The 18,015-nt window shown below is 70.7% G+C and carries 17 protein-coding genes and 1 tRNA gene; 9 read left to right on the top strand and 9 right to left on the bottom strand.

All coding sequences use genetic code 11. The annotated features are described in order from the left end of the window. Nucleotides 1-106: 106 nt before the first annotated feature. From E3328_RS13260 to coxB, 4 genes are all read right to left on the bottom strand, one after another. A complete protein-coding gene (locus tag E3328_RS13260; RefSeq protein WP_135365112.1) occupies nt 107-1,285 on the bottom strand; it encodes an LEA type 2 family protein in 1,179 nt (392 codons plus the stop codon). A gap of 130 nt (nt 1,286-1,415) precedes the next feature. Further along, the gene (locus tag E3328_RS13255) at nt 1,416-1,697 is read right to left on the bottom strand and encodes a cytochrome C oxidase subunit IV family protein (RefSeq protein WP_135365111.1); all 282 of its coding nucleotides are present in this window, start codon (nt 1,695-1,697) and stop codon (nt 1,416-1,418) included. Between the two features lie 4 nt (nt 1,698-1,701). Beyond that, complete coding sequence (locus E3328_RS13250) at nt 1,702-4,242, bottom strand: cbb3-type cytochrome c oxidase subunit I (protein WP_135365728.1); 2,541 nt, start codon at nt 4,240-4,242, stop codon at nt 1,702-1,704. 35 nt (nt 4,243-4,277) lie between these two features. Continuing rightward, complete coding sequence (coxB, locus tag E3328_RS13245; protein ID WP_246023012.1) at nt 4,278-5,099, bottom strand: cytochrome c oxidase subunit II; 822 nt, start codon at nt 5,097-5,099, stop codon at nt 4,278-4,280. A gap of 135 nt (nt 5,100-5,234) precedes the next feature. Here coxB and E3328_RS13240 point away from each other — a divergent pair, with 135 nt between their 5' ends. The 5 genes from E3328_RS13240 (at nt 5,235) to E3328_RS13220 (ending at nt 9,232) form a co-directional block, all read left to right on the top strand. Further along, a complete protein-coding gene (locus tag E3328_RS13240; protein WP_135365110.1) occupies nt 5,235-5,768 on the top strand; it encodes a DUF6789 family protein in 534 nt (177 codons plus the stop codon). A gap of 141 nt (nt 5,769-5,909) precedes the next feature. Then, nucleotides 5,910-6,113 (top strand): hypothetical protein, encoded by a 204-nt coding sequence (locus E3328_RS13235; RefSeq protein ID WP_135365109.1) that lies wholly within the window; start codon nt 5,910-5,912, stop codon nt 6,111-6,113. Nucleotides 6,114-6,228: 115 nt separating this feature from the next. After that, on the top strand, nt 6,229-7,443 hold the full coding sequence (locus tag E3328_RS13230) for a M20 family metallopeptidase (protein ID WP_135365108.1): 1,215 nt from the start codon (nt 6,229-6,231) through the stop codon (nt 7,441-7,443). Between the two features lie 36 nt (nt 7,444-7,479). Then, complete coding sequence (locus E3328_RS13225; protein ID WP_135365107.1) at nt 7,480-8,145, top strand: DUF192 domain-containing protein; 666 nt, start codon at nt 7,480-7,482, stop codon at nt 8,143-8,145. A 79-nt stretch (nt 8,146-8,224) separates the two neighbouring features. Continuing rightward, complete coding sequence (locus E3328_RS13220) at nt 8,225-9,232, top strand: alcohol dehydrogenase catalytic domain-containing protein (RefSeq protein WP_135365106.1); 1,008 nt, start codon at nt 8,225-8,227, stop codon at nt 9,230-9,232. A gap of 43 nt (nt 9,233-9,275) precedes the next feature. Here the strand turns inward: E3328_RS13220 and E3328_RS13215 are convergent. The 4 genes from E3328_RS13215 to larE all read right to left on the bottom strand — a co-directional run bounded on the left by E3328_RS13215 (nt 9,276) and on the right by larE (nt 12,302). Next, nucleotides 9,276-9,348 (bottom strand) — tRNA-Gln (locus tag E3328_RS13215). 56 nt (nt 9,349-9,404) lie between these two features. Then, nucleotides 9,405-10,268 (bottom strand): homing endonuclease associated repeat-containing protein, encoded by an 864-nt coding sequence (locus E3328_RS13210; RefSeq protein WP_135365105.1) that lies wholly within the window; start codon nt 10,266-10,268, stop codon nt 9,405-9,407. Between the two features lie 57 nt (nt 10,269-10,325). Further along, entirely contained in the window at nt 10,326-10,835 is a 510-nt protein-coding gene (locus tag E3328_RS13205) for a GNAT family N-acetyltransferase (protein WP_135365104.1), read from the bottom strand. Nucleotides 10,836-11,387: 552 nt separating this feature from the next. Further along, nucleotides 11,388-12,302 (bottom strand): ATP-dependent sacrificial sulfur transferase LarE, encoded by a 915-nt coding sequence (gene larE / locus E3328_RS13200; protein ID WP_135365103.1) that lies wholly within the window; start codon nt 12,300-12,302, stop codon nt 11,388-11,390. A 136-nt stretch (nt 12,303-12,438) separates the two neighbouring features. Between larE and E3328_RS13195 the strand changes: the two genes are divergently transcribed. From E3328_RS13195 to E3328_RS13180, 4 genes are all read left to right on the top strand, one after another. Then, a complete protein-coding gene (locus E3328_RS13195) occupies nt 12,439-13,092 on the top strand; it encodes a helix-turn-helix domain-containing protein (RefSeq protein WP_135365102.1) in 654 nt (217 codons plus the stop codon). Nucleotides 13,093-13,289: 197 nt separating this feature from the next. Further along, nucleotides 13,290-14,273, top strand: coding sequence for a DUF7972 family membrane protein (locus E3328_RS13190; RefSeq protein WP_135365101.1), 984 nt, complete (start codon nt 13,290-13,292; stop codon nt 14,271-14,273). A gap of 66 nt (nt 14,274-14,339) precedes the next feature. Next, entirely contained in the window at nt 14,340-16,322 is a 1,983-nt protein-coding gene (locus E3328_RS13185; RefSeq protein WP_135365100.1) for a MutS-related protein, read from the top strand. Nucleotides 16,323-16,444: 122 nt separating this feature from the next. Next, complete coding sequence (locus E3328_RS13180; RefSeq protein ID WP_135365099.1) at nt 16,445-17,656, top strand: site-2 protease family protein; 1,212 nt, start codon at nt 16,445-16,447, stop codon at nt 17,654-17,656. A gap of 28 nt (nt 17,657-17,684) precedes the next feature. On the opposite strand, the gene E3328_RS13175 is transcribed toward E3328_RS13180, so the two are convergent. After that, nucleotides 17,685-17,972, bottom strand: coding sequence for a GYD domain-containing protein (locus E3328_RS13175; RefSeq protein WP_135365098.1), 288 nt, complete (start codon nt 17,970-17,972; stop codon nt 17,685-17,687). Between the last annotated feature and the right edge of the window lie 43 nt (nt 17,973-18,015).

Below are 18,015 nucleotides of genomic sequence, written 5' to 3'. Positions count from 1 at the left end.
TCTCGTGGTGGCTTGTCGACCGACGCGAAAAAGGAGCGAGCGGGAAACAGCAAGCGGGGCGCTTCGGCCGCGAGCGAATCCGAACGCGGCGATCCGCCGTCGCCGCTCAGTTCCCGGGGACGGTCGGCGGCTCGCAGGTCGACGTGCTGTTCTGGCCGTCAACGAGGATGGCCGTCTGGAACTCACAGTCGTAGCCGACCGGCGACTCGCCCGGGAAGCGGAACTGGCCGCCGGTGGCGGGGTTCTCGAAGACGATCTGGAACTGGGCCTCGACGGCGGTCGCCTCGGTGCCCGGGCCCCTGTCCTCGCGGACGTGGCTGGTGAACCAGTCGTCGACGCGGTCGTTGTCCATCGTCACGCGGTAGGTGATCTCGCGGGTCTCGCCCGGCGCGATGACGGCGTCGGGGCCGAGGCTCTCCGCCGAGAGGTCGCCGCTCTCGGCCTCGAAGGTGCGCACGTCGTTCATGTCGACGCTGACGCCGAGGCCGTCGGGCGACGCGGGCACCGGCACGTCGCCGGGGTTGTGGACGAGCAGGTGGAACCGGACGGTCGTCTCCGACTCGGAGACCTCGCCCCAGGTCGCCCAGCCCCGCTGGACTTCGTAGCCGACGGTGACGCTGTCGCTCCCGCCCAGCGGGCTCTCACCCAGGAGGTCCTCGCCGACCTCGCTCGCGCTCACCGACTCGGTGTAGGTACCGCTGGTCTCGTTGACCGACGCCGACAGCGCGCCGATCACCGGCGTCGACTCGTTGAGCATCGTCCGGTTGCGGTGTACGTCGTGGCTCGCGCTGAACAGTGTGTTCACCTGCAGCGTCGCGTTGGCGTCCACGTGGACCGTCTCGTTCGCGCGGACGAACGCGACCCACCAGTCGGCGAGGTGTTCGTTTCTCACGTCCGTCCGCAGCTGCTCGGTGCTGTTGCCCTTCGGGACCTCGATGCCGGACTTCGACCCCTCGGCCAGCAACACGTCGTTGAGGACGATGTCGTACTCCGCGGTGACGGTGTTGCCCAGCGAGACCCCGATTGGGTTGGGGTTGTCGATCCAGACGGTCGTCACGATCTCCGTGCGCTCGTCGGTGACCTCTCCCCAGTCGCCGCGGTCTTCGAGCCCCGCGGCCGGCGCGCCGATGACGCCGACCAGGTACAGGACGACCAGCACGCCGACCAGCCCTCCGAGCGCGACCCCGATCCGCCGCGGCCAGGTCGCGACGAGCGCGGTCAGCCGCGACCCGTCGTCGCCCGCAGCGGTCTCCCCTCCGCGATCTGCCGAACCAGCCTCTGACATGACTGCGCGGACAGTCGCCATCGATCGAATAAACGCTGGCGATCGGGACCGAACCCGTTCGGACGGGGTCGCGCCGGGCGGAGAAGGCCGCGAGTCGGCGCCCCCGAGGCGGTGGGAAACCGCCTGCCGGCTACAGGATCGAGTAGGCGGCGGCGGTCGTCAGCGCGAGCGCGACGAACAGGCCGCCGAGGAACAGGTAGGTGACCGACCGGGGCTCCCAGCGGAGGTGCATGTAGTAGGTGGCGACGAACGTCGCCTTGACGAACGACAGGACGAGGATGATCCCGAACGCCGTCCAGTAGGTCCCCGGCGCGTCGAAGTCGACCAGACCCGTCTGCTCGACGAGCGCCTGCGTCGTCGACAGCGCCATCAGTACCACGAATATCGCGGTGTAGAGTTTGAATCGTGCCATGGTTTTACAGGATGTAGAAGAGGGGGAACAGGAACAGCCAGACGATGTCCACGAAGTGCCAGTACAGGCCGAAGTACTCCAGGCTGGAGTCGTCGTCTAAGTACGCGCCCTTCCAGGCCCGCGGGATCATGTACAGGAGCATGATCAGCCCGACGATGACGTGGGCGCCGTGGAGCCCGGTGGTCAGGTAGAACGTCGACGAGGCGACGTTCGTCCCCACGTTCCAGCCGTTCGGGAACGCCTCGGTCGAGATGTGGAACAGGTGCTGCCACTCCAGGCCCTTGTTGATCAGGAAGCCGACGCCGAGCAGCCACGTCACGGTGAGGCTGGCGACGACGCCCCGGCTGCTGTTCCTGTGGGCGGCGACCAGCGAGAGGACGACCGCGAAACTGCTCGCCAGCAGCAGGTACGTGTTGACCAGCCCGGGGAACGTGACGTGGGCCTCGGGGATGAACGCGTGGTGCCAGTGCATCCAGCCGTTGGCGACCCGCAGGAACAGGTACGAGCCGACGAAGCCGCCGAACAGGACCACGTCGGAGGCCAGGAACGTCCACATCCCCAGCTTCATGTTCTCGACGCCGCCGAACGGCCACTGCTCGGCGACCGTCGGCTCGGGGACGTAGAAGGACTCGTTGGCGAACCCGACGAACCCGACCGCGCTCAACAGGCCGCCGACCGCGGTCAGCCAGAGGTACGGGCCGCCGCTGCGGATCCCCGAGACCCCGAGGAAGGTGAGGAAGCCGGCGAAGCAGACGACGAACGGCCAGAAGCTCGCGTGGTCCGGATGACGATCGTCCCCGTGGGCGGCGCCGGTCCCGGCCGCCGCCGGCGTCGCACTCGTCGGGCCGCTGACGAGTCCCGTCCCGCCCGCGGTGGCGCTCTCGGCGCGGACGTTCCCGCCGTCGGGCGTCGTGGTCCCGCCGTCGGTCGACGCGGCGTCCGCTGCGGGGTCGCCCGCGGGCTCGCCGTCGCCGCTCCCGTCGGCGGTCAACTCGGGCTCGTCGCGGAAGGAGAGCTTCCCGCCCGCGTAGCTGGGTTTGCCGGGGAAGTTCTCCAGCGGCGGGGGCGAGGAGACCGCCCACTCGGCGGTGGTGGAGTACTCCCAGGGGTTGTCGCCGACCTCCTCGCCGACGGCCATGCTCTTGAACAGGTTGTAGAACATGACGAGGAAGGAGGCCCCGAGGATGAACCCGCCGATAGAGGCGACCTGGTGCCAGCTCGTCAGCCCGGGCGCGTAGTCGAACACCCGCCGCGGGGTCTCCCAGGCGACGAACAGCGGGAAGTACAGGAGGTTGAACCCGACGAAGTACAGCGCGAAGTGGACCTTGCCGAGGTACTCGTCGTACATCCGGCCGGTCATCTTCGGGAACCAGTAGTAGAGCCCGGCGAACAGCCCGGTCGCGCCGCCGACCATCACGTAGTGGAAGTGCGCGACGACCCAGTAGGTGCCCCGGAACTCGTAGTCGAGGACGACCGCGCCGAGGAAGACGCCCGTGATCCCGCCGATGATGAACAGGATCAGCGCGCCCAGCGAGAACAGGAAGGGGGTGGTGAAGCGGATGCGTCCCTTGATCATCGTGTAGATCAGCGAGAAGACCATGAGGTCGAAGGGGAGCGAGATGCCGATGGTCGTGATCATGAAGAGGGTCTTTATCTCCAGGTTGATCCCGGTGAGGAACATGTGATGCATCCAGACGACGAAGCTCTGGAGCGCGACGAGCACCATCGCGAGGACGAACCACTTGCGGCCGACGATGCGCTGGCCGGTGAACGTCTGGAAGCACTCGGCCATGATGCCCAGCGCCGGGAAGAAGACGATGTACACCTCGGGGTGGCCGAAGAACCAGAACAGGTGGGTCCACAGCAGCGTCCCGCCCTCCGCCGAGAAGTAGGTCACCCCGAAGAGGTGCTCGGCGGCGAGGATCATCAGCGCCGCCAGCAGGGCGGCGAAGGCAAAGAGCATCATCCACACCGTCAGCAGGATCGACATCGAGAACATCGGCAGGTCGCGCATCCGCAGGCCCTCGGCGCGCATGCGGTACATCGTCGTCAGGAAGTTGACCGACCCCATCGTCACCGCCGCGATGAACATGATGAGCGCGAGGACGACGGTTGTCCCGCCGATGTTGGGCATGTACGTCGGGAGGTTCAGGGGCGCGTACATCGTCCAGCCGCCGTCGAACGTGCCGCCCTGGAAGAACGACGCGATGAACAGGAGCCCCGAGAAGAGGTACGCCCAGTAGCTCATCGCGTTGAGCCGCGGGAAGGCGAGGTCGTCGGCGCCGATCTGCAGCGGGACGAGGTAGTTGGCGAACCCGAAGGCAAAGGGGGAGATGAACCAGAAGACCATCAGCAGGCCGTGGGCGGAGACGGCCTGGTTGTACGCGCCGGCGCTGAGGATGCCCGCGCCGGGCGACCACAGCTGGACGCGCATCAGCATCGCGAGCACGCCCCCGAGGACGAGGAAGAAGAGGGCGGTGATCGTGTAGAGGATGCCGATGTCCTTGTGGTTGGTCGTGACGAACCAGCGCTTGACCGAACTCATCGGCGGGAACTCGTGGCCGCCGGCCTCGCCGTGGCTCACGGCGCAGCACCTCCCGCGCGTGCGGGTGCTATCGAACCCGGACCATCGGGGCCGCTCACGGCCGCTTCGGTGCCGTTACTCGCGGTGCCGTTCGCGGCGCTGGCGTTCGCCGGCTCCGTGGTCGCGTACCACTCGTCGAACGCCGACTCGTTCATCACCTCGACCTGGGCGGTCATGCCGGAGTGGCCGTCGCCGCAGATCTCGTAGCAGTTGGCCTGGTAGGTGCCGGGCTCCTCGGCGACGAACCAGGCGTTCGTGGTCTGGCCCGGGATCGCGTCGGCCTTCGCGCGCAACTCCGGGATCCCGAAGTTGTGGAACACGTCCCGCGATGTCACCGAGAGGTTGATCACCGTGTCCGTCGGGACGCGGAGCGTGCTGGCCTCGGCGCCGTTGGGGTAGGTGAACTGCCAGCCGAAGCGGAACCCGTCGACCTCCACCGTCATCACGTCACCCCCGTTCTGCTGGACCTCCGTGGGCTTGCCCTCGACGTACAACAGCGACGCGTACGTCCAGATCACCAGCGAGAGGACGATGAACGCGCTGATGCCAAAGGAGAGGAACAGCTTCTTGCCCTTGCCCCCGCCCTCGGGCAGCTCGCCGACCTCCGGCCGGTCCGCGTCGGGAGCGGGGTCCTCGTCCTCGCGGTAGCGGTACCTGTAGGCGTTGTACAGCGTGTAGGAGATGACGACGACCCCGACCAGCGTCCCCAGCCCGAGGAAGGCGACGAAGATGCTGTTGAACACCTCCGCCGGCGCCCGGACCCCGCTGGTCCCCGCCAAGACGGTGTCGCCGACCACCGCGCCACCAGCTTCTACCATATTCGATCACCAACGATACACCCGGTCTTATTGTTTGGGGCGTGTTGACACCCGTCCTTATCAACGAACCGAACCGATTCGTATCCCGCCCTATTTTTCGGGAGGTTTTTGTCCGCTCGGATGGTACGTGATGGCATGGCAGACACGCGCGAACTGGAGGAGAGCGCCGTGGAGGGGGAGGAGTTCGACGACCCGACGGTGGTCGACGACGAGTTCGACCGGCTGTTCGGGATCGTCGCGGACGGCGTCGTCGGCGCGGCCGGGGGGCTCGTCGGGACGGCGCTGATGACCGTGGTCCTGCTCATCGGCGAGAGCTTCGGCGTGTTCACCCGCGCGTCGTTCGCGACCGTCACCGAGATGGTCGGCCTCGAAGGGCTGTTCCCGCCGGTGACCGCCGGGTACGTCCTGTTCGTCCTCGCTGGGATGTTCCCCTGGCCGCTGCTTTTCGCCTCGCTGAAGGACTACCTGCCCGGCGGCCGGGACCCCGTCCACGGCCTCTACTTCGGGACGGCCCTGTGGACCGGGTTCGTGTTCGCCTTCTACGACGGCTACGCCGGCCTCGCGCTGGCCGGCTACCTGTTCGTCACGCTCGTCGCCCACTGGGTCTACGGGCTCGGCCTCGGCGCCGTCTTCGAGTACCTCTCGACCCGCCCCGATACGCTCGTGTGAGCGCGCGAACGAGGTGCGGGCCGGAGTCGACGGGGACGGTCGGGGTCGACGGGAACAGCCGGCGCGATGCGGACGGCCGGGCCGAGGGGACGCGTCGTCCGCGATACCGTCGTTTTTGTCCCCCCGGGCCGTATCGCTCCCATGGACAGGGGCCAGATCCTCGAACTCGTCGCCCACTACCTCGTCATCGTCGTGATCGTCACGGTCGTCCTCGGCGTCGTCCGCGCCGCCGTCGGCGATATCGGCTTCTGGGTCGAACTCGCCGTCGTCGTCGTCATCGTCGCGCTGTATCGCCCGGTCGTCAAGGCCGTCGACATGGAGCCGAGCGCCTGGAAGCGCGAGTGAGCGGCGTGTTCGGGCGCGTTCGGACGACCGTCCGGCCGGCCCGCGGGACGGGTCCCGAACGCGCCCCGGACCACGGCCGCGGGGCTTGAAGACGGCGGCGCCCGAGGGGACGACCATGGAACGACGGGATGACGTTCGGGACCTCGCGCGGGAGCTGGTCTCGGTCCCGAGTCACGAGTCGGAGGCGGCGGCGGGCGACCGCATCGAGGGCTGGCTGCGCGAGCACACCGACGCCGCGGTCCGCCGGGACGACGCCGGCGGCGCCGAGCGGGGCGGTAACGTGATCGCCCGGAAGGGGTCGGGCGAGACCGCGCTGGCGCTGGTCGGCCACCACGACGTGGTCCCGCCGGACGGCTCACAGGTCGAGGACGGCGAGTACGTCGTCCGGGAGGAACCGGCGGACGGCGACGGTGGGGCCGACGACGATGGCGACCGCCGGCTGTACGGTCGGGGCAGCGCCGACATGAAGGGGGCCGTCGCGGCGGCCATGTGTGCCTTCCGCGACAGCGAGGCGCCGCCGGGGATCGAACTCGTCTTCGCGTCGTTCGTCGGCGAGGAGGTCGGGGGCGTCGGCGCCCGCGCGGCCATCGACGAGGGGTTCGCCCCGGACTACGCGGTCGTCGGCGAGGGCTCGACCGGCTACTCCGCGCCGGGGGTCATCGACGTGGCCGTCGCCCACAAGGGCCGGCGCGGGTCGACGCTCGTCGCCGAGGGGACGGCCGCCCACGCCAGCGAGGTCGCGTCCGGCGTCAACGCCGTCTACCGCGCGACCGACGCCGTCGACGTCGTCCGGGACCTGTCGTTCCCGAGCACCCAGGTACTCGGCCGCGAACTGTCGGGGAGCATCGCGGTCACGGGGATCGAGGGCGGGTCGGCCTGGAACGTCATCCCCGAGCGCTGCGAGGTGACCGTCGACGAGCGGACGGTGCCCGGCGAGCGCGCCGACCTGGAGCGCGCGGAGACGGTCGACGGCGTCAGCTGGACCGTCGACCAGGACCTCCCGCCGATGGCCTGCGACGACCCCGCTTTCGCCGACGCGGTGCTGGCCGCGGCCCGCGACGCACACGAAACGGAGGGCGAAACGGAGCCGGACGGGAGCGGGGCGGCGCCGGACGAGGGTGCGACCGCGCCGGGCGACGGGCGGCCCGAGCAGGTGGTCAAGCCCCACGCGACCGACGCCGGCTGGCTCGCCGACGCCGGGACGACCTGTGTGGTCTGTGGCCCCGCCGAACAGGGGGAGGCCCACACCGCGGACGAGAGCGTCTCGCTTCCCGTCCTCGACCGCTGTTACCGGATCTACCGCGGCGTCGCCGAGTCCTGGGCGGGGTGACCGCGTGTTTTTCACTCGACAGCTCCAAGGGCGGGTATGCGACGCCGAGCGTTCCTCGCGGCGGTGGCTGCCGCCGGCGTGGCCGGCTGCCGGAGCGACGGCACCGCGACCGACGGGGGGACCGACGACGGCGGGAGCGGACCGACCACGTCGACGGACGGGACGGCGACGCCGACCACGGAGGCGGACCCGACGACGGGGACGCCCGCCGCGACGGTCACCGGGACGCCGACGGCGACGCCGACCGGGACACCCACCGCGACCGCCTCGCCGACCCCGCTCGAACCCGGGACCCGGGAAGCGGTGTTCCCCGACTACGAGACGACGGACGTTCGGGTGACGACCCCGGACGGGGAACGGCTGGGGTCGGTGACGGCCGCGATCGCCGATACCGGAGGTCTGCGCTTTACGGGCCTGAGCGACACCGAATCGCTGCCAGAGGACTGGGGGATGCTGTTCGTCTACGACTCGGTGGGGAGCCATACCTACGTGATGCGCGAGATGGACTTCGGGCTCGACATCGTCTACGCCGACGGCGAGGGCGCGATCACCGAGATCCACCACGCGCCCGAGCCCGGCCCGAACGAGGACGGCGAGGACCAGACCTACCCCGGCCGCGGCCAGTACGTGCTGGAGGTGAACAAGGGGTGGACCACCGAACGGGGCGTCGAGACCGGCGACGTGTTGCGGTTCGAGCTGTGAGGGTGCGTCGCCGGGCGGAGCCGCCGCCGGGTTCGCCGCCGACGCCGCACTCTTTGCCGTCGGCCACGGATCGCGACCCATGCGAACCGCTGCGTTCACCGACCTGATCGGCCCCGAGGGCGTGAGCGTCGTCGACCGACCCGACCCCGAACCCCGGCGGGGCGAGGCCGTCGTCGACGTGGCGGCCTGCTCGATCAACCGCCACGACCTGTGGATCCTGGAGGGCGACTCCGCGATGGTCGACGCCGACGACCTCCCGTTCGTCTCCGGGCTCGACGTGGCCGGCCGCGTCCGCGAAGTCGGCCCGGACGTGTCGGCCGTCGAACCGGGCGACCGGGTCGTCCTCTGCCCGAACGAGACCTGCGGGGCCTGCCGGTTCTGCCGCGAGGGCCCCGAGAACCTGTGCGAGAACTTCTCGCTGTACCACGGCGGGCTGGCCGAGCGAGCGCGGGTGACGGCCGACCGGCTCGTCGCCCTGCCCGACGGGGTCGACGCGACCACGGCCGCGGCGCTCCCGACGGCGTACATGACCGCCTCCCGGATGCTAGAACGCGCCGACGTGGCGGCCGGCGACCGGGTGTTCGTCCCCGGCGCGACCGGCGGCGTCGGCGTCGCCACCGTCCAGCTGTGCGACGCCCTCGGTGTCGAGACCGTCGGCACCTCCCGCTCGGCGGCCAAGCTCGACCGCGTCCGCGAGTCCGGGCTGGACCGGGGGATCGAGTCCGCCGACGTATCGGAGATCGAGGCCGCCGTCGACGAGCCGGTCGACGCCGTCGTCAACCACCTCGGCGGCGAGTACTCGAAACTGGGGCAGTCCGTCCTCCGGCGCGGCGGCACGATGGTCGTCTGCGGCCGCACTGCCGGCGGGACCTCCGAGTTCGACGTGGCCGACCTCTTCCTGGCCCACAAGCGGATCGTCGGCTCCACGATGGGCACCCAGCCGGACCTCGAACGGTTAGTCGAACTGGTTGCCAACGGGGCGTTCTTGCCCGTGATCGACGAGACCTACCCGCTGGCTGAGACCGGCGCGGCGTTCGCCGCGATGCAGGACCGCGAGAGCGTCGGGAAGCTGGTGGTGACCCCGTAGCGGCGGACGGAACTGCCGCTCACGAACAGAGTGTCAGAACGTATAGTCCTGGGAGGATTCGAACCTCCGTCGTAGCCCCCAGAAGGCTACATGATTGGCCACTACACCACAGGACTTCACCCGAGTATACTGCGGTCCCGTATTTCAGTGTTGCGGACTCGAACGTACCGTGTTACCGTGGTTCAGTCGCTTTCGCTCCGGCGCTCCCATCGTCGGTCGGGGGGTCGAAGTGTTCCCGGCGGTGGCAGTTCGCACAGAGAACGACACATCGGTCGACTTCCGCGCGGACTTCGCTCTCGTCGGCGCCGTCCGAGATCAGTTGCCCGACGCCCGCGGACTTCTCGTCCGGGTCGGGATGGTGGAACTGGAGACACGAGGGGTCGTCCTCGGAACAGCGACGACAGCCGCGGTCGCGGCGGTACTCGTACGACCACGCTCGCAGGCGTTCGCGTTTCGACTGCGGTCCGCCGTCGCGGTCGACGACCGCCGGCCGTCGGTCGTGGCGCTTCCGGTGACAGTTCGCACAGAGCACGTCGCACTTCTCGAACTCCCCGCGGAGTGCCTCCCGGCCGTAGCCGTGCGTTATCATATCGGTGACGGCCATCGCTTTCGTCTCACCGTCCAGATGGTGAAAGTCCAGGCAGGCCGGGTCGGACTCGCCGCACCCGGCGCAGCCCCGCTCGCGCTTCCGCTCGTTGACCCACGCGCGGAGTCGCGCCCGCCGTCGCAACGTTCGCTCGGTGTTGTGCTCCGCGTTCCGGTAGTGCCATCGCTGATCCTGCGAGAGCTCTTCCCACGTCTCACCGTCGGGAAGCTCGACCCCCTCGGGTTTCGGCGCGACCCGGGACCCGCGCGACGCGTTCGTCGATAGTCCCGCCCGTTCCTTCGCCTCGTTCCACCCGCCGACGACCCGAAGGATCGTCGACGCCGCGGGCGTCAGCCCCAGGTCCTCGTACTGCGCCTTCGACGGCGACTCCCCCAACTGCTCCGCGGCCTTCCGGAGTGCGTCGAGACACTCCTGCTCCGTTCTCCCCATGGTACGTCCGCTTGCCCTCGTCCCCGCCCGAGTATTTACGGGGCGGTGAGTGACCGACTACAACTCCCGCTCGTAGAAGATCATCTCCCCCGCGGGCGTCGACTCCCGACGCGTCTCGGCGTAGCCGAACGACTCGTACAGCGCGACCGCGCTCTCCTGGTCCGGCGTCGTGTCCAGCACCAGCCGGTCGAAACCCAATTCCTTGGCGCGAGCTTCGAGTTCCCGGAGGGTCCGGCTGCCGAAGCCCCGTCGCTGGTGAGCGGGGTCGACGCGCATCCGCCTGACGACCGCCGCGGCGGGGTCCGTCTCGTGGTGGTCGACCTCGGCCGAGGGCTGGAGCGCGCCCATGGCGACGATCTCGCTCCCGGAGCCGTCGGTCCCATCGATCTCCCCCACCAGGAACTCCCCGCCTGCGTCGAGGTACGCGGATTCGACCGCCCGGAGGTCGGCGTCGAGGTGGGCGTACGCCTCGTCGTAGGCGCCGATGTCCCGGAGCGCGCGCTCGTGGAGGTCCCAGACCGCCTCGGCGTCGTCGGGTTCGTACCGGCGGACCGTGAGGTCTGACACGGTCTGTCGGTGGGTCGCGTCCGGGAAAATGTCACTGGGGACGGCAACGACTGCCGCTCGCTCGGAATTGTTTCGACCGCCGGCAACGGCGAGCGCTGAAAGCCCTCGACACGCTCGCTAGCGGTTGGTTTGACCGCAGGGAACAGCAGGCGATGAAAGCCCTCGGCCCGCTCGCTCGGAGTTGGATCGACTGCACTCGACGGTGAGCGCTGAAAGCCCTCGGCCCGCTCGCTCGGAGTTGGATCGACTGCACTCGACGGCGAGCGCTGAAAGCCCTCGGCCCGCTCGCGGTCGCTGAGCGGGATATCCGCGCTCTCCGCACCGCCCGCGCGGATAGTGGCCCGCTCAGACGACTGAACAAGCGCGAGCGCGCCTCGCCCTTTCAGTCCGCCAGGACAGCACCGCCACCGCGACCGCACAGCACCGCAGACGGCCACACACCTCCCCAGCCGATTGCGCTTCTCGGCCTCCGGCCTGCGATGCTCATCCCTCGCGCAGTTCCGTCGCGCGCATGAACGCGCGCGACAGCGCGCGCCGCGTAGAAAGCCGGTCTCAGATCTCGTCGGCGGTGGGGTAGTCGGTGCCGAACACGTCCTCGACGACGGGGTCGCCGCTGTCCGCGGACTCGTCGGCGCCCTCCTCGCTGTCGTCCGCTTCGTCGGCGGGGCTGACGCTGCCGGTGCGGTAGCCGTCGAGGTCGAGCGTGACGTGGTCGAAGCCGAGTTCGCCGATGTACTGGCGGGCGGCGCGGACGAACTCCGGGTCCAGCGCGTCCTCCAGCTCGTCCTCGCCGACCTCGATGCGGGCGATGCCGTCGTGGTCGCGCACGCGGAACTGCTCGAAGCCCCAGGTCCGCAGGACGGTCTCGGCCTGCTCGATGCGCGAGAGGCGCTCCTCGGTCACTTCGAGGCCCGTGGGGATCCGCGAGGACAGGCAGGCCATCGAGGGCTTGTCCGCGACCGAGAGGCCGTAGTCGTCGGCGATCTCCCGGACCTCGGACTTGACGATGCCGTGCTCCAGCAGGGGGGAGTAGGCGTCGAGTTCCTCGACCGCCTGCAGGCCGGGGCGGTGGCCCTCGCCGGGGTCGGAGGCGTTGGTCCCGTCGCAGACCACGTCGATGCCCAGTTCCGCGGCGTGGTCGAACATCGCGCCGAGCCGCATGGTGCGGCAGTGGTAACAGCGGTCGTCGCCGTTCTCGACGAACGCCTGGCTGTCGAGCTCGGAGAACTCGACGATCTCGTGGCGGATGCCGATCTCCTCGGCGACGCGGCGGGCGTCGTCGAGTTCGGCGTCGGGCAGGGTCTCGCTTTTGGCCGTGCAGGCGACGGCGTCGTCGCCGAGCGCGTCGTGGGCGATGGCGGCGACGGCGCTGGAGTCCACGCCGCCGGAGAAGGCGACGAGGACGCCGTCGCGGTCGGCCAGGTCGGCGCGCGCGGCGGCGAGCTTGTCGGCGACCGGAGTGCTCATCGCCGGCAGTTCGGAGTGAACGGCCAAAAGCCCGTTGTTCGACCGCTCGGCGCCGGGCGAACGGGTTCGGCCCCCCGCCGCGGCCCGCCGGCGGCAATCCCGTGGTTTTAGCGACCCGGCGGCGGAGTACTCGCGCATGAAGTTCGCGCGTGTCAGGCTCCGGTTCCCCGCGGAGCCGCCGCTGCCGGTCCACGCGGCGATGGCCGGCTGCGAGGGGGTCGAGCGCCTGCGACTGCGGTTCGGCGGCGTCTCCGAGAGCGGGCCGCGGACCTACGTGACCGGCGTGACGGGCGACGTGGCGGCGATGGACGAGGCGCTCGAAGCGACGCCGGCGGTCCTCGACCACGAGGTCGTCGCCGACGAGGGCGATCGGGGGCTCTGCTACGTCCGCGCGGCGGCGTCGGACCTCGAACTCGCGCTCCACGGGGTGTTCACCGAGGGCAGCCTCGTGATGACGACGCCCGTCGACCTGTACCCGGACGGGGAGGCGGTGTTCCGGGTCCTGGGCGAACCGGACGACCTGCGGGCGGCCGTCTCCGAGGCGCGGGACCTCCTGTCGGTGACCGTCGAGCGCGTCGGCGAGTACGACGGCCCGCCCGAACGGGTCGCCGCGGGGCTGACCGACCGCCAGGCGGAGGCCGTCGAGACGGCGCTGGAGCTGGGCTACTACGACGTGCCGCGAGAGGCGACCCACGAGGACGTCGCCGACGCGCTCGACTGCGCGCCCGCCACGGCGAGCGAACACCTCCAGAAGGCCGAGCGGGCGCTCGTCCGGGCGGCCTTCGAGTGAGCGGACCGGCGCGGAGCGTGTCCCGTCCGCCGCCGGCGAGTGCCTGCCTCAGCCCTTTGGGCGCGACGGCCGACCGTCCGGTATGGAACGCGCTTCTCGCTTCCGGGCGTCGAGCCGGTGGCGCGGGCTCGACGCCGCCGGGGCGGCGGTGCCGTCGCAGCGGGCGGTCGGGCGAACTCGCGGGGCCGCGCTCCGGCATGGGTGAGGGCGACGACGCCGCCGGCGACGCGGGCGGGAACGGACTCCGCCACTGGCTGTTTCTCGACGGGAACCGCTGGCTGATCGCGGCGGTCGTCTGCGCCGTCGTCTTCGCGGTCGTCCGCGTCGCCGTCGCCGCGGGCGTCCTCGCGGTCGGGCCGAGCGGCAACGTGCCGACGGTGTTCGGGAGCGGCGTCACCGCCGGCGTGTTCACGCTCGTCACGCTGACGCTGACGGTCAACCAGCTCGTCTCCTCGCAGGCGTTCGGCAAGCCGCCCTCGCTGCGCGAGCGCTACGAGAAGGGCGTCGACCTCCGGGAGGCGGTCGCCGAGGCGGGCGACCGGACGACGGTGCCGGTCGACGCCGCCGAGTTCGTCGGGGCGATCGGCGAGGCGATCGACGACCGGGCCGACTCGCTGCGCGCCTCGCGACGGGCGACCGCCGCCGGAGCCGACGCGGGGGACGACCTCGCCGCGCTCGCCGGCGACCTCTCGGGCTACGCCGAGTCGATCGAGCGCGTCTCCGGCGAGATGGAGCCGGTCAGGGTCATCTCGCTGACCGCGGGGTCGGACTACGCGCGGTTCCACCGCCGACTCCGGGCGGTCACCGCCGGCGCGGACCTGCCCGACCCGGTCGCCGACGACGTCGACGCGGTCGACAGGCTGCTCGGGCACCTCTCGGTGGCCCGCCAGTACTACAAGACGCTCGCGCTCCATCAGGAGCTCACGAAGCTCTCGCGGGAGATCATCTACGTGAGCCTCCCGGCGCTGCTCGTCGCGCTCGCCGTCCCGCTGCTGTACCGCTCGAACGGGGCGACGCTCCCCGGGTGGGCCCTGCCGTGGGCGATCAGCGCCGCGGTCGCGGTGGTGTTCGCCCCGCTCGTGCTCCTCGTGGTGCGACTGCTGCGCGTGTCGACGGTGATGCGCTACACCGTCTCGGCCGGCCCGTTCGCGCCGCCGGAGGACTGGCCGTGGAACGAGTGAGGGGCCGCCGGCGCGTCCCCACACAGGCGCGGGATTTTTCTCCGCCGGTGGTAATGTGGCGGGTAGATGGACATCGAGACGATCCCTGGGGTCGGCGAGAAGACGGCCGAGGCGCTGGCGGAACTCGACGACCCCGAGCGGGCGCTGCGCGACGGGGACGTGGCCGCGCTGGCCCGCGCGCCGGGCATCAGCGACGGCCGGGCCGCCCGCATCGCCCGCGCCGCCATCCGCCGCGAGCACGGCGACCCCGGCGGGTTCGCCGCCACCTCGCGCGCCCAGGAGATCTACCGCGACGCCCTCGATCTCGTCGCCGACCACGCCGTCACCCGCTACGCCGAGCGCCGCCTGGAGACGTTCTACCCCTCGCCCTCCCGTTCGCGGGTCGAGGAGGCCCGCGAGTTCGCCGCCCGGGCGATGGAGCGGGACCCCGACGACGAGGTCCGCGGCGCGCTGGCCGGGGTCGAACCGCTGGAGTCGCCGCCGAGCGTCCGGGTCCGTGACCGCTGTCTCGCCACGACCGACGCCGAGACCTACGCCCGCGCCCAGGAGGCCCTGCCCGAGGTCAGCGTCGAGATCGTCGACGACGCCCGCGGGCTGGCCGACCTCGCGCGGGGCTACGCCACCGTCGTCGCGCTCGACGACGCGTTCACCGGCGTCGAGGTCGAGGGCGACGTGCGCGTCGAACCCGACGCGCTGGACGACCCCGCGACCGTCGTCCCCGAGCGCACCCTCGCCTTCTTCGCCCACAACCGCAACCGCCTGCGGGCGGCCATCGAGGTCCACCGCGTCGCCGACCTGGACCCGCCCTGCGACCTGGACGAACTGGCCGACGCGCTCGCCCGCATCGACGACGAGGGCAACGTCGCGGACGACGACCGCCTCCAGCAGTTACAGACCGCCGTCGACGACCTCGACGCCGCCGTCTCGACCGCCGAGAGCGTCGCCAACGACCGCCTCCGGGAGGCCATCGAGGAGCGAGACGTGACCATCGAGGGCGCGGACCTCCTCTCGCTGGTCGAGCAGGGCGCCGGCGTCGACTCGCTGCTCCAGCGCGAACTCGCCGACGAGTACGCCGAAGCCGTCGACGACGCCCGCGACCACCTCGTCGACGCCCTCGGGCTGGACGACTACGCCGACATGGCCCGCCGGGCGTTCCCCGACCAGCCGACCTTCCCCGTCGAGCGCGACGAGGAGGTCGTCTCCCGGCTCCGCGAGGAGCTCACCACCGCCCGCGACCGCCGGGCGACCCGCCTCAAGCGCGAGGTGGCGACGGATCTGGCCGACGCCCGCGAAGACGCCGAACGGCTCGCCGAGGCCGCGCTCGAACTCGACGTGGAACTGACCATCGCCCGCTTCGCCGAGGCGTACGACGCCACGCTGCCCGAGATCGGCGGCGAGGGGGTCGCCGTCGAGGGCGGCCGCTCGCCGCTTCTGGACGTGCCCTACGAGGCGGTCGACCCCGTCGACTACCGGGTCGAGGGCGTCGCCCTCCTGACGGGCGTCAACAGCGGCGGGAAGACCTCCGTGCTCGACCTGGTCGCGCTGACGGTCACGCTCGCGCACATGGGCCTGCCCGTCCCGGCCGACCGCGCCCGCGTCGAGCACGTCGAGGAGCTGCACTACCACGCCAAGACCCAGGGGACGCTGGACGCGGGCGCCTTCGAGTCCACGCTCCGGGAGTTCGGGAGCCTCGTCGAGGCGGTCCGGTCGGGCGAGGCCGGCGACGTGGTCGTCCTCGTCGACGAGCTGGAGAGCATCACCGAGCCCGGCGCGAGCGCGAAGATCATGGCCGGCATCCTCGAGGCGTTCGACGCTACCGACGCCACCGCCGTCTTCGTCACCCACCTCGCACGCGAGATCCGGGACGCCGCCCGCACCGACCTGGCCGTCGACGGCATCGAGGCCAAGGGGCTGGTCGACGGCGAACTCGTCGTCGAGCGCTCGCCGGTCAAGGACGTGCTCGCCCGCTCGACGCCGGAGCTCATCGTCGAGAAACTCGCCGACGAGCGCGACGGCTTCTACGTGGAACTGCTGGAGAAGTTCGACTGAGCGGGCGGGAGAGCCGTCCGGCAGACGGCGAACGCGCGAACGGCTGACGGCAGGGCGAGAGCGGGCGGCAGGTCCCGGCACTTGCACACGGGCTTAAGGGCGCGGCGGCACTACCCTCGGGTATGCGACGATTCCGGCTGGGGAGCGCGTTCGGTATCCCGATCGACGTGGACCTGACGTTCCTGCTCGTCCTGCCGCTGTTCGCCTGGGCGATCGGGTCGCAGATCGGCCGGTACGTCGAGATCGTCAACGACCTGTTCGGGTCGTCGATCCCCGTCGACACCCTGACGGCCTCGACCGAACTCTCGCTGGCGCTGGGGCTGGTCGCGGCGCTGGGGCTGTTCGTCGGCGTCGTCCTCCACGAGCTGGGCCACTCGCTGGTCGCGATGCGCTACGGCTTCCCCATCTCGTCGATCACGCTGTGGATCTTCGGCGGCATCGCCCAGCTCGACGAGATGCCCGAGGACTGGCGCCAGGAGTTCCTCATCGCCATCGCCGGCCCGGTCGTCAGCGTCGCGCTCGGCGCCGTCTCCTACGCCGCCTTCCTCGCGGTGCCGGCGGGCGAGTCCCTGGCGCTCGCGGCCGCGGCGTTCGTCCTCGGCTACCTGGCGCTGATGAACGTCGTGCTCGCGGGGTTCAACCTCCTGCCCGGCTTCCCGATGGACGGCGGCCGGGTCCTCCGGGCGCTGCTCAACCGCACCCGGCCCTACGCCCGCGCCACCGAGATCGCCGCCGAGGTCGGGAAGGTGTTCGCGATCCTCCTCGGCCTGTTCGGCCTGTTCGGCGGCGGCGGCCTCTTCCTGGTCGCCATCGCCTTCTTCATCTACATCGGCGCGGCCAGCGAGGCCCAGCAGACGGTGATGCGGGCGGCCTTCGAGGGCGTCACCGTCGAGGACGTGATGACCCCCGCCGACCGCGTGACCGCCGTCGACGACGACCTGTCGGTCGCCGAGCTGATCGAGACGATGTTCCGCGAGCGCCACACCGGTTACCCCGTCGAGCGCGACGGGGAGATCGTCGGCCTCGTCACGCTGGAGGACGCCCGCGCGGTGCGGGAGGTCGAACGGGACGCCTACCGGGTCGAGGAAGTCATGTCGACGGACCTCTACACGGTCGCGCCCGACGACGACGTGATGACGGCGCTGGAGGAGCTGGATTCGCACGCCGTCGGCCGACTGCTCGTCATGGACGACGACGAGTTCGTCGGGCTGATCACCCGGACGGACATCATGAGCGCGCTGTCGATCATCAAGTCCAGCGGCCGCTACCAGTCGGAACCCGCCGACTCGACGGGCCCCGACGTGTTCCGACCCGAGGAGTCGCGCCAGTCCTGATCCGGGGCCGACGGCGGTTCCCGCACGCTCACACGTCCTCGACGAGTTCGCCGATCCGGTCGATCGGGAGCCCCTGCATGGTCTTCGTGTCGAGCCCGTGGCGCTCGATGACCTGCGTCACCTGGAACGCCCGCTCCCGGTCGTCGACGGCGTAGACGACCAGGAAGTCGTAGTCGCCGAGCACGGCGTGGGAGTCGACGACCTCGCCGCCGAGGTCCCTGATGTCCTCGCGGATCGCCCCCCAGATCGAGACGAGTTCCTGCGGGTTCTGGTACTCAGCCTCGTTCACGTCGACCTCCGTGATGTAGGTGGGCATCTGTCCACTCGCACAACGGACGGGACGCCATTCAGCCTGGTGG

It is taken from the genome of Halosimplex halophilum (assembly GCF_004698125.1).
Lineage (GTDB): Archaea > Halobacteriota > Halobacteria > Halobacteriales > Haloarculaceae > Halosimplex > Halosimplex halophilum.
This window is presented reverse-complemented; position numbering and strand designations above follow the sequence as displayed.

Bases quoted from the DNA above. Each gene is read 5' to 3' on its own strand.
- E3328_RS13260 (WP_135365112.1), bottom strand. From the start codon at position 1,285: ATGTCAGAGGCTGGTTCGGCAGATCGCGGAGGGGAGACCGCTGCGGGC.
- E3328_RS13255 (WP_135365111.1), bottom strand. From the start codon at position 1,697: ATGGCACGATTCAAACTCTACACCGCGATATTCGTGGTACTGATGGCG.
- E3328_RS13250 (WP_135365728.1), bottom strand. From the start codon at position 4,242: ATGAGTTCGGTCAAGCGCTGGTTCGTCACGACCAACCACAAGGACATC.
- coxB (WP_246023012.1), bottom strand. From the start codon at position 5,099: ATGGTAGAAGCTGGTGGCGCGGTGGTCGGCGACACCGTCTTGGCGGGG.
- E3328_RS13240 (WP_135365110.1), top strand. From the start codon at position 5,235: ATGGCAGACACGCGCGAACTGGAGGAGAGCGCCGTGGAGGGGGAGGAG.
- E3328_RS13235 (WP_135365109.1), top strand. From the start codon at position 5,910: ATGGACAGGGGCCAGATCCTCGAACTCGTCGCCCACTACCTCGTCATC.
- E3328_RS13230 (WP_135365108.1), top strand. From the start codon at position 6,229: ATGGAACGACGGGATGACGTTCGGGACCTCGCGCGGGAGCTGGTCTCG.
- E3328_RS13225 (WP_135365107.1), top strand. From the start codon at position 7,480: ATGCGACGCCGAGCGTTCCTCGCGGCGGTGGCTGCCGCCGGCGTGGCC.
- E3328_RS13220 (WP_135365106.1), top strand. From the start codon at position 8,225: ATGCGAACCGCTGCGTTCACCGACCTGATCGGCCCCGAGGGCGTGAGC.
- E3328_RS13210 (WP_135365105.1), bottom strand. From the start codon at position 10,268: ATGGGGAGAACGGAGCAGGAGTGTCTCGACGCACTCCGGAAGGCCGCG.
- larE (WP_135365103.1), bottom strand. From the start codon at position 12,302: ATGAGCACTCCGGTCGCCGACAAGCTCGCCGCCGCGCGCGCCGACCTG.
- E3328_RS13195 (WP_135365102.1), top strand. From the start codon at position 12,439: ATGAAGTTCGCGCGTGTCAGGCTCCGGTTCCCCGCGGAGCCGCCGCTG.
- E3328_RS13190 (WP_135365101.1), top strand. From the start codon at position 13,290: ATGGGTGAGGGCGACGACGCCGCCGGCGACGCGGGCGGGAACGGACTC.
- E3328_RS13185 (WP_135365100.1), top strand. From the start codon at position 14,340: ATGGACATCGAGACGATCCCTGGGGTCGGCGAGAAGACGGCCGAGGCG.
- E3328_RS13180 (WP_135365099.1), top strand. From the start codon at position 16,445: ATGCGACGATTCCGGCTGGGGAGCGCGTTCGGTATCCCGATCGACGTG.
- E3328_RS13175 (WP_135365098.1), bottom strand. From the start codon at position 17,972: ATGCCCACCTACATCACGGAGGTCGACGTGAACGAGGCTGAGTACCAG.